The sequence below is a fragment of the Palleronia aestuarii genome, assembly GCF_003253995.1.
In the GTDB taxonomy this organism is placed as follows: Bacteria; Pseudomonadota; Alphaproteobacteria; order Rhodobacterales; family Rhodobacteraceae; genus Palleronia; species Palleronia aestuarii.
Genome location: NZ_QKZL01000054.1, coordinates 1 through 10,073, shown reverse-complemented (window position 1 = coordinate 10,073; position 10,073 = coordinate 1). Strand labels below are relative to the sequence as shown.

At 65.0% G+C, this 10,073-nt stretch carries 9 protein-coding genes and 2 pseudogenes; 6 read left to right on the top strand and 5 right to left on the bottom strand.

What is annotated here, in order from left to right; all coding sequences use genetic code 11:
• The 6 genes and pseudogenes from LX81_RS21260 to LX81_RS21235 form a co-directional block, all read left to right on the top strand.
• Positions 1–270, top strand: a pseudogene (locus LX81_RS21260) (IS5/IS1182 family transposase); the annotation flags it as partial.
• A gap of 609 nt (positions 271–879) precedes the next feature.
• The gene (locus tag LX81_RS21255) at positions 880–1,971 is read left to right on the top strand and encodes a formate/nitrite transporter family protein (RefSeq protein WP_234822796.1); all 1,092 of its coding nucleotides are present in this window, start codon (positions 880–882) and stop codon (positions 1,969–1,971) included.
• A 68-nt stretch (positions 1,972–2,039) separates the two neighbouring features.
• Positions 2,040–3,782: a bifunctional protein-serine/threonine kinase/phosphatase gene (locus LX81_RS21250; RefSeq protein ID WP_211322862.1), complete on the top strand. Its 1,743-nt coding sequence runs from the start codon at positions 2,040–2,042 to the stop codon at positions 3,780–3,782.
• A gap of 22 nt (positions 3,783–3,804) precedes the next feature.
• Positions 3,805–4,272, top strand: a complete 468-nt coding sequence (gene cynS / locus LX81_RS21245; RefSeq protein WP_111539246.1) for a cyanase — start codon at positions 3,805–3,807, stop codon at positions 4,270–4,272.
• 41 nt (positions 4,273–4,313) lie between these two features.
• A complete protein-coding gene (locus tag LX81_RS21240; RefSeq protein ID WP_111539245.1) occupies positions 4,314–6,011 on the top strand; it encodes a NirA family protein in 1,698 nt (565 codons plus the stop codon).
• 11 nt (positions 6,012–6,022) lie between these two features.
• On the top strand, positions 6,023–7,765 hold the full coding sequence (locus LX81_RS21235; RefSeq protein ID WP_111539244.1) for a diflavin oxidoreductase: 1,743 nt from the start codon (positions 6,023–6,025) through the stop codon (positions 7,763–7,765).
• 462 nt (positions 7,766–8,227) lie between these two features.
• On the opposite strand, the gene LX81_RS23230 is transcribed toward LX81_RS21235, so the two are convergent.
• The 5 genes and pseudogenes from LX81_RS23230 to LX81_RS21220 form a co-directional block, all read right to left on the bottom strand.
• Positions 8,228–8,362 (bottom strand): hypothetical protein, encoded by a 135-nt coding sequence (locus tag LX81_RS23230; protein ID WP_272939511.1) that lies wholly within the window; start codon positions 8,360–8,362, stop codon positions 8,228–8,230.
• Positions 8,363–8,365: 3 nt separating this feature from the next.
• Positions 8,366–8,431: pseudogene (locus LX81_RS23225) on the bottom strand (VOC family protein); the annotation flags it as partial.
• Positions 8,432–8,437: 6 nt separating this feature from the next.
• Positions 8,438–8,569, bottom strand: a complete 132-nt coding sequence (locus LX81_RS23220; protein WP_272939510.1) for a hypothetical protein — start codon at positions 8,567–8,569, stop codon at positions 8,438–8,440.
• Between the two features lie 122 nt (positions 8,570–8,691).
• Positions 8,692–9,111, bottom strand: coding sequence for an SRPBCC domain-containing protein (locus tag LX81_RS21225; protein ID WP_111539242.1), 420 nt, complete (start codon positions 9,109–9,111; stop codon positions 8,692–8,694).
• A complete protein-coding gene (locus tag LX81_RS21220; protein WP_111539241.1) occupies positions 9,108–9,752 on the bottom strand; it encodes a TetR/AcrR family transcriptional regulator in 645 nt (214 codons plus the stop codon). Before LX81_RS21220 ends, LX81_RS21225 begins: the two co-directional genes overlap by 4 nt.
• Between the last annotated feature and the right edge of the window lie 321 nt (positions 9,753–10,073).

Sequence of the window (10,073 nt, the reverse complement as noted above, 5' to 3'; positions counted from 1 at the left end):
GCCAAACCATGGAAGAAAGACAGCCCGGGGGCAGGTGCGAGAAACGAGGCCCTGCGCGCCATCAAACGCTTCGGTCGGACGCTCTGGAGAAGGTGGTCCGGCTACCACCGTCGAAGCCGCGTCGAGACCAAGATGAACTGCATGAAGCTCCTCGGTCAGAAGCTCATGTCCCGCGACTTCGACCGCCAGACCGCCGAACTCCAAGTTCGCATCGCCATCCTCAACCGCTTCACCGCCCTCGGCATCCCCGTCACGCAGCCCGTCGGCTGACCTCAAACGAAAAAAGGGGAAGTCCCTCCGTCAGGAGATTTGCGCAACAAGGCCCCCAGTCGCGAATGTCCAGAATGGGCCGTGAGCGACAGTCGCTGCGGCCAGCCGGGTGTCCGTCTTGCTACGCCGCCGCATGTCCGCTCCGAGCTCAGATTCACCGATGCTGCGCTGGGCGCGAATGGCAGCTTTGGGCTTGGTCGACAAAATTGGTTCAGCACAGACAAGTTATTCAACCGCAGCTCAGGATGTCAGATACTCACGGGCGCAATGATCTCAAAAGGGATGGCCCTCTATGCAGCGATGCCCTTTGCGTCAAGTTTGATTGCCCTGATCATCTCGTCGATCGATGCGACATTGGCTTCAGCGGACGACACAGGGCGGCAGCGATCAAGTCTTCGGTCAGGCCTCGCCGAGTTTCCCGACCGATGCCCCCACACACCACGCGAGCGCAATCATGGGGGTCAGCGTCTCACGGGCGCCGGTCATTTGTGCAGAGTTTGTTTTTCGCCGCGATTATTTTGTGCAGAACAACCGGTGGTTGGTGTTTTCGGAACCTGCCACTTCACGTGATGCGATGGATGTTATCCAGTTGGCGCGTCGAAGTAGTGAATGCTTCACCAAAAGCCGCAACGGCGTGGCGTAAAATCAGGGCATGCAGGTCGGTGCCGCGAAGCGCCAGGCCGACTCCGTCAAAAACGGTTTGCCTTCTTCATGGCGTCGCGGACCTCTGGTCGGCATTTTTTCCCGATTTCCCTTTTGGTTCCGATCAAAGTCCAAATCAACGGTGCCCGATCTCTCAACCACCTGCCCGCGAAAGAGCGGACAAGGAGAAGGACTTTCGAGATGTCTTACATCCAACCCCAGGAATTCGCGACCAAGATGGTCGATGCCGGCGAGGCCAAGGTCTTCATGTCCACCAAGGACACGCTGATCCGGGCCTACATGGCGGGCGCTATCTTGGCCCTGGCCGCCGCCTTCGCCGTCACGGTCGCGGTGAATACCGGCCAATTCATCATCGGCGCACTGCTCTTTCCGGTCGGTTTCTCGATGCTCTACCTGCTCGGGTTCGATTTGCTCACCGGGGTCTTCACCCTTGTGCCGTTGGCGCTGTTCGACAAGCGGCCGGGCGTGACGACCAAGGGAATGCTGCGCAATTGGGGACTTGTCTTCGTCGGCAATTTCGCGGGAGCGATGACGACCGCGATCTTCATGGCGATCACCTTCACCATGGGCTTTACACTGGAGCCGAACGCGGTCGGCGCGCGCCTGATGGACATCGGCCATTCTCGCACGGTGGGCTACGCCGAAGCCGGCGCGGGTGGCATGCTGACGCTCTTCGTGCGCGCGGTCATGTGCAACTGGATGGTGTCCACCGGCGTCGTCGCGGCGATGATGTCGTCGTCCGTGTCGGGCAAGATCATGGCCATGTGGATGCCGATCCTGGTGTTTTTCTACCTTGGGTTCGAGCATTCGATCGTGAACATGTTCCTTTTCCCCATCGGCATATTGCTGGGCGCGGATTTCACCTGGGGCGACTACCTGATGTACAATGAGATCCCCACCGTGATCGGCAACCTCGTGGGCGGCCTGACCTTCGTCGGCGCGATGCTCTACGCGACGCATTACAAGATGTCGCCGTCGCGCCGTCAGCTCGACTCGCATGGTCCGGTCAGCCCCCTGGTCTCCGGCCCGGCCGAGTGATCCGCCCGGCGCGGCTCACCGCACGTCGCGGGCCGCGCCAATCCCCGGTTCCAGACCGAGTTCCGCCGATGTCCCGCGACATGACCCAGCCAGACGAACTCAGCGTCGTCAGCGGTCGGTACACGAGTGCCGGGCGCAAGGCGGGCAACCAGGATGCAGTGGGCGCGGCCGTGCCGGACAGGCGCGCGCTGGCGCTCAAGGGCGCGGCCTTCGCGCTCGCCGACGGGATCAGCACCTCTCCGGTAGCGCAGGACGCGGCCGAGGCGGCGGTCACCGGGTTTCTGAACGATTATTATTCCACTTCGGACGCGTGGAGCGTGCGCACCTCGGCCGCGCGCGTCATTTCGGCCAGCAACGCCTGGCTGCATGGGCAGGGCCGCCGTATCGGCGCGCAGGATCGCGACCGGGGATACGTGTGCACCTTCGCGGCTCTGGTCCTGAAAGGACGGGCGGCGCATCTTTTTCACGTTGGTGATAGCCGCATCTGGCGCCTGAGCGGCGACACGCTGGAGCCGATGACCGAAGACCATCGGATCCACGTGTCAGAGGGCAGAAGCTACCTGGCGCGTGCCCTCGGGGCTGACAGGTCAGTCGAGATCGACCATCGCGCCGTCGACATCGCCGCGGGCGACGTGTTCGTGATGACGACCGACGGGGTGCACGACTGGATCGATCCGCGCACTGCGGCGGCCCTGATCGCCGGCACTACCGATCTTGACGATACGGCGCGACGTATCGCACGGGAGGCGCTGGACGGGGGCAGCGACGACAACCTGACGGTGCAGATCGTTCGGGTGAACACCGTTGCGGACGCCGATGGCGGCGCGCTGTTCGATGGCGCCGCGCACCTGCCCGTTCCGCCGCTTCCAGTACCGGGCGCCGTCATCGACGGCTTGCGCATCCTGCGCGCGGTCCACGCGACCAGCCGAAGCCACGTGTTTCTCGCCGCCGCGCCGGATGGCCGGAGGCTCGCCATGAAGATACCGTCGATCGAGACGGCGGCCGATCCTGCCGCGATGCAACGATTCCTGATGGAAGAATGGATCGCCCGGCGGATCGACAGCCCCCACGTGCTGCGGGCCGCCGATGCACCGCAGCCACGCACCGCGCTCTACGTCCTGACCGACTGGATCGAGGGGCGTTCGCTCCGCCAGTGGCTGCGGGACACGCCCGATCCCGATCTGGAACCCGTCAGGGACATCGTCGGGCAGATCGTGACGGGCCTTCGCGCCTTTCACCGCCGCGAGATGATGCACCAGGACCTGCGCCCCGAGAACGTGATGATCGACACCGACGGAACCTTGCGCATCATAGATTTCGGCAGTGTCTGGGTTGCGGGCGTGGCCGAGGCCGCGCCAGCGGGCGCCGTCGGCGCCGCCTTGGGAACGTGGCAGTACACGGCACCCGAATACCTCACCGGCGACGCTGTCAGCTGGCGCTCGGACCTCTACGCGCTCGGCACCATCGCCTACGAGATGCTGACCGGCCATCTACCGTATGGTACTGCGGCGGCGCGCGTCCGCTCGCGACGCGAAGCTGCGCGCCTTCAGTATCGACCTGCCGATGCAGCTCCGAAGTCGCGTGTGCCGGCGTGGATGGACGCGGCGCTGCGCCGCGCCGTGCACCCCGATCCCCTGCGGCGGCATGACGCGCTCTCGGAGTTCGTAGCCGAGCTGCGAGCCCCGACCGCACGGACCCGTCCCCGGGGTCACCGACCCCTGATCGAGCGCCATCCCGTGCGGTTCTGGCAGGGCGTGTCCGCGCTGCTCGCACTGTGCCTCGCCCTGTCGCTCGTCATCTCGTCACCTTGATCCAACCCGAAAGGACCCCCCGATGAAAGACTTTGAAACACCCGCCGATCTGACCAAGGAAGACGTCACCGTCCTGATTCTCAGCGCAAAGAAGCGCATGGGTCTAACATGGGAGCAGATCGCCGAGGCGATCGCCATGTCACCCGTCTGGACCCACTCGGCCTGTGTCGGAATGAACGCCATGCCGCCCGAGAAGGCCGACGCCCTCGTTGCGCAACTGGAGCTGCCCGCCGAGGTGGCGGATGTGCTCGTCGAGAGCCCGACCAAGGTCTGGTCGCAGACCGTGCCGACCGATCCCTGCATCTACCGCTTCTACGAGATCGTGGGCGTCTACGGCCCCACGCTCAAGGCGCTGATCCACGAGAAGTTCGGCGACGGCATCATGTCGGCCATCGACTTCGATATGACCGTGACCCGCGTCGAGAACCCCAAAGGCGACCGCGTGAAGGTCGAGATGTCGGGCAAGTATCTTTCCTACAACAGCTGGTAGGCGCATCGGCCGAATTACAACCAGCCCATTGGAGACACCCCATGACACGGTTCACGGCCGAGCAACAGGCCTACCTTTTCGAGACCGTCACGCGTCTGGGTCTCGACCGCGCGTTCCAGGCAGCGACGGGCACCGCGGCGCCGGAAACCGTCCACGGTACGCCGGTCGAGGACCTTTGCCGCGAGGAGGTCCGCAAGTACGAGACCCATCCCTGCGACCTCTGGGACGCGATCGAAGATTGGACCGAACGCGGCGTCATCGCCGAAGGGCTCGATCAGTTCCTCTTGCGGCATTGGGGCTTCTTCAACGTCGAGCCGGCCGACACCGGCTATATGTGCCGATTGCGTCTCCCCGGTTGCCGCTTGCGCGGTGACCAGATGATGGCCGTCGCCGAAATCGCCGAGCGACTGGCGGGCGGTTTTGCGCATGTGACGACGCGCGGGAATCTGCAACTGCGCAATATTGCGCCGAGGGATGTGTTGGCGGTCCACTTCGCGCTGAAGGATGCGGGCCTGTCGTGCCATGGATCGGGCGCCGACAGCGCGCGCAATATCACCGCGTCACCGACCGGGGGTTTCGACGCGGACGAGTTGATCGACCTGACGCCGCAGGCCCGCGCCCTAGGCGAACGCATCGCCAACACGCGCGATCTGCAGGGCCTGCCGCGGAAGTTCAACATCGCCTTCGACGGCGGCGGGCGCGTGTCCTGCGTAGCAGATTCAAACGACATCTGCTTCCAGGCGGTACGTGTCACCGACGGGCTGAAGCCGGGCATATGGCTGCGCGTCGCGGTCGGCGGCATCTCGGGGCACCTCGATCTCGCCCGCCCAACGGGTGCCTATTGCCGACCCGAAGACGCCGTGCAGGTCGCCGTGGCCATGCTGCGTGTCTTCGTTGAGCACGGCGACCGCACCAACCGCAAACGCGCGCGTCTGAAATACCTACTCGACCGGCATGGGGTGGACTGGTTCATCGACTGCACAATCGAAAAACTGCCCGATGGCAAGTTAGTCCTCGCGACGCCCAACGAGGCACAGCGCGCGCCGATCGACCGGCAGGGTCATATCGGCGTGCATCCGCAGCGCGACGGGGCGCGCTATCTCGGCGTGGCGCTCGAGATGGGGCGGCTCTCGCCCGAACAGATGCGGCTTCTGGGACGGCTCTCGTTAGATGAAGGACGCAACGACCTGCGCTTGACGGTCTGGCAGAACCTGCTGCTGCCCCACGTGCCCGAGGGGCGCGTCGAAACCATCCGCACCGCGCTGGCCGGGGCCGGAATGCCCGCCGTGGCAACCGCCTTCGCTGCCGGCGCGGTTGGCTGCACCGGGAAATGGGCCTGTAAGTTCGGGCTTGCCTACACGAAGGCCGACGGCACCGCACTGGTGCGCCATCTGGAGGCGCGCTTCACGCTCGACAGGCCCATCAACATCCATCTGACCGGCTGTCCGAATTCCTGCGCGCAGCACTACATAGGCGATATCGGCCTCATGGGCGCGACGCTTCCAGACGGGGGCGAAGGCTACATGATCGTGCTCGGCGGCGGCACCGACGACGACGAAGGATTGGCCCGGCCCCTGTCCGGTCCCATCCCGGCTGCCGCGCTCAATACGACCGTCGAGACGGTCGTCGGCTCCTATCTTGCCCAGCGCGCACCGGGTGAGAGCTTCCTCGCTTTCGTCCGCCGCCTGCCCGACGAGGCAATGCCCACCCTGCTCGACCGCGACATCGCGGTCGCCTGAGGACCCGTTTCATGACCAAACCCGACAAGGCACTCGCCACCCTTGCCACGGCATTGTCTGACCCGCCGCAGTCCTTCCTGCCCGCCGATGCGCCGTTCGACGATGCGCAGCGGATGTTTCTCGACGGGATGCTCGCGGGACTTGCGGCCGCCGCGAATGCTCAAGGTCCGGATGCGCCCGCCGCCAAGGGGACCGCGCTGCGCGTCCTCTTCGGCTCGCAAACCGGAACCGCCGAGGCGCTGTCGAAAGACCTTCGTAAGTTCTCCGCAACGAAGGGCTTCGACGCCGTCGTGTCCGAGCTCGACGCGGTCGCACCCGCAGACCTGGTAGGGGTCAACCATCTCCTCATTGTCGCGGCCACTACCGGAGAGGGCGAGCCCTGCGACAACGCAAAGCGCTTTCACACCGCGCTGTTGGCCGATGATGCACCTGACCTGCCTGCGACGCTTCACTACAGCGTCTGCGGTCTGGGTGACGTCTCCTATCCTGCCTTCAACCAGTCCGCGCAGGAGATCGACGAACGCCTCGCCGCGCTCGGCGCGACACGCGTGCGCGAACCGGCGCTGTGCGATGTGGCCTACGAAGATGATTACGCCGCCTGGAAAACAGACGTTTTTGCATCGTCCGCCTTCGCGGACGCCGCCGGTGCAGCAACTGCGCTTGAGACAGCTTCTGAAGACCCCGAACCCACCTTCACCAAGGCGCGACCCTTCACCGCGACCGTCCTGGACGTGCGCCGGCTCAGCGGCACGGGCGCGGGCAAGGTCGTCAATCACGTCGAGATCGCGCTGGTCGGCGGCGGGCCAGATCTGGACTACAGAGCGGGCGACGCCCTGGGCCTCTGGCCCGTGAACGACCCCGCCGAGGTGTCCGAGATCCTCGCTGCGGCAGGGTTCACCGGCGCGGAAGCGGTCAGCCTCAAGAGCGGCCCGTCAAAGCTGCGAACTGCTCTGATGTCACGCTTCGACCTCGTCACGGTGACACCTACCACGCGCCAGGCTTGGGCGGCGGAGGATGCGCCCGCCGAAATCCATGTCATAGACCTCCTTCGCGCGGGGGTGCCGGAGCTGTCGCCGCAAGTGCTGGTCGATGGATTGCGACCGCTCCAGTCGCGGCTCTACTCGATCTCCTCGTCCCCCGAGGCCCATCCCGGAGAGGTCCATCTGACGGTGGGCGAGCTGCGCTACGATCTGAACGGCACAGAGCGGAAGGGCTGCGCGTCCAGCTTTCTCGGCGGTCGCGTCCAGCCGGGCAGCACCGTCGGCGTCTTCGTCCAGCGTGCGGCGCATTTCCACCCGCCTTCGGAGGATCGCCCGCTCATCATGATCGGGCCGGGCACTGGTATTGCGCCGTTCCGCGCTTTTCTGGAAGAACGCGCGGCCCGCAGCGCATCCGGCGATAACTGGCTTTTCTTCGGAGATCGCACCGAAGCCCGGGACTACCTCTACCGGGAGCAGGTCGAGGGATGGCGCGACAGCGGGATGCTCACCCGGCTGTCGCTGGCTTGGTCGCGCGACGGGATGGCGAAGGTCTACGTTCAAGACCTCATCCAGCGTGACGCAGCCGAGTTCTTCGCATGGCTAGAGCGGGGCGCGGCGATCTATGTCTGCGGCGACGCGTCCCGGATGGCAGCGGACGTGGATCGCGCGATCCACGAGGTCGTCGCACAGACCAGCGGTATGTCCGAGGACGCTGCGGCCGACTACGTCGACGCCCTCGTCCGGGATCATCGTTATCGAAGGGATGTCTATTGATCTGGACCAAGGTGGTGGGTGCAGACGTTCGTGCTTAGCGCAGCGAAAGCCCGGTTTGTCCCGCGAAGCTGTCATTAGGGCGATTAAATGCTGCGCGGTATGGGGACGTCTGGTTCGGTGAAGCCGCGCTGCAGCGATAAACCGACCGGCGAACGGCAGCTCGGGGCCGGGCATGTTGATGGCCTGGGCCAGGTGACAATTACTCTGCCGCGCCGCCGCATGTCCGCTTGGAGCCCACTTTACCGGATGCTGCGGAGCGCACGAAAGTCGGGTTCAGCGGATCGTGCCTTGGAGGCAGCGAGTGTTTTGGATGGGTTTAGACCCGGCCGCAGGAGCGTTCTGAAACTTCGCCAAGACGCTAGTAAGACAGTTGACCCGTTCCATCCGGCCATTCAGTTGAGGAGCACTTGGTGAAACGGCTTGTCCCTCTGGCGTTCCCGTCGCGGCGAAGAATTTGGTCTGTTACGCCGGCACGTCGTCGAAAGCCGCGCGCATGGCTGCGATGTCGATCTTCTTCATGCCCATCATAGCGGCCTGCGCCCGGCCCGCGGTCTTCCGGTCGGGATCGGAGGGCATGTCGTTCAGCGCGGTTGGCACGATCTGCCAGTGAACGCCGAAGCGGTCGCAGAGCCAGCCGCACTTGCCCTCGCTACCGCCCTCGGTCAGCGCGGCCTAGAGTTGGTCCGTCTCCGCTTGGTCGAGCGCGGCGACCGAGATCGAGTGATCGGGCTTTGGCGCGAAGGACGCGTTGCCGTCCAGCAGCATGTATCGCGTGCCCATGCAGGCCCACAGCACCATGGCCATGTCCGGTCAGATGGGCTGGACATGATCGACGGTCGTGTCGAGCAGGGTGGCGGCTTAGAAGCGCGCGGTTTCCTTGGCACCGGTCTTTAGAAAAATGCATAGGCCGAAATTGGGTTGGTCGGTCATTTTGTGGTCTCCGCCACATGGGCCGCGTAATTGTTGAGGATCGCCTGCCAGCCGTCGCGCTGTATCTCGACGGGATTGCTCGCCTCAGGTTCGAACACGGTGCGCACGAGAGTGCCGTCGCCATCGGGTGCGAAAGTGGTCCGCGATAGCCGCCCATCATCGAGCTCAAGGACCAGCGTGTGGGGCGGATCGACCTCCTTGTAGGTACCGCCGAAGTCGAACCCCATGGAGCCGTCGCGCACCTCCATGCGGGCGACGTGCCGCCCACCGGGGCACAGATCGACCTCGGCGCGCGGGCAGCACCAGTCGGGGCCTGCGAAGTTCCATCGAGTGATGGCGTCGGGGTCGGTGTAAGCGGCCCAAGCCGACTCCGGCGGGGCGGGCACGCGGGTCTCGACGGTGATGGAGTCGGTCATGGTCGATCCTCCTCAGGACGGGGCGCGCCGAAGAGCCGGCGCACGTAGCGGTCGAGATGGTCGATGGCCTCTCGCGCCAGGTCGGGGTCGTTCCCGGCCTTGGCGAGAATGAAGCCGCCTTGCAGGACGGTCTGGAAGTGGCGTGAGAGCGATGCGGCGTTCCAGCCGTCCGGCGCGATGCCGCGCGCGTCGATGGCGGCCTGGATGTCCCCCTCCAAGGTCTCGGCATGGCCGAAGATGCTGGTGGCGGCGGCGTCGCGGATCTCGGGCGCAGTGGCGTGGACTTCCTGCGCCAGGGTGCCAACGAGGCATGTGAAGGCGGGGATGTCGTCGGAGACGATGCTGCGGCGGAAGTCGATATAAGCCAGCACGCGGTCCAGCGGATCGGCGGGCGCGTGGTAGGGCGCGCCCTCAAACAGCGCGCCCGTCGTCTCGGCCCAGTGCTCGGCTGCAGCGACGCCGAGCGCGTCTTTCGATTTGAAATGATGGAAGAAGGCGCCCTTGGTCACGTCCGCCTCGCGGCAAAGGTCGTCGACGGTGGTGGCGGCGAAGCCCTTGGTGCGGATTACGTCACGCGCCGCGTCGAGAAGGCGGGTGCGGGCATCGCCGCGTTCAGGGGCGTGTTTGGTCGGGCGTGGCATTTAATTATAATACCAAGTGGTCGGTATGTATAGCAAGCGGTAAGTTTTTACCATTCTGGTCTACGTGTTCCGTCAGCTATACCCGGCTGCACCGGACGTTCATCCCAACCGCAGCGAAAGGTCGCTCCGTCCGCTGAGCGGACCTCGGCCCGTTGTAAATGTTGCGCTGAGGCCCGAACGGCCGCTTCGGTGAAGCCGCATGGCAGCGTCTAGCAGCACCGCGAATGTCCGTTCTGGGCCGCCCGCGAAAAGGGCGGCCCAGACGATCAAATCTCGACCGCTTCCGAGATGGCAAGGGCATCCTCCAGCCCGACGCCGAGG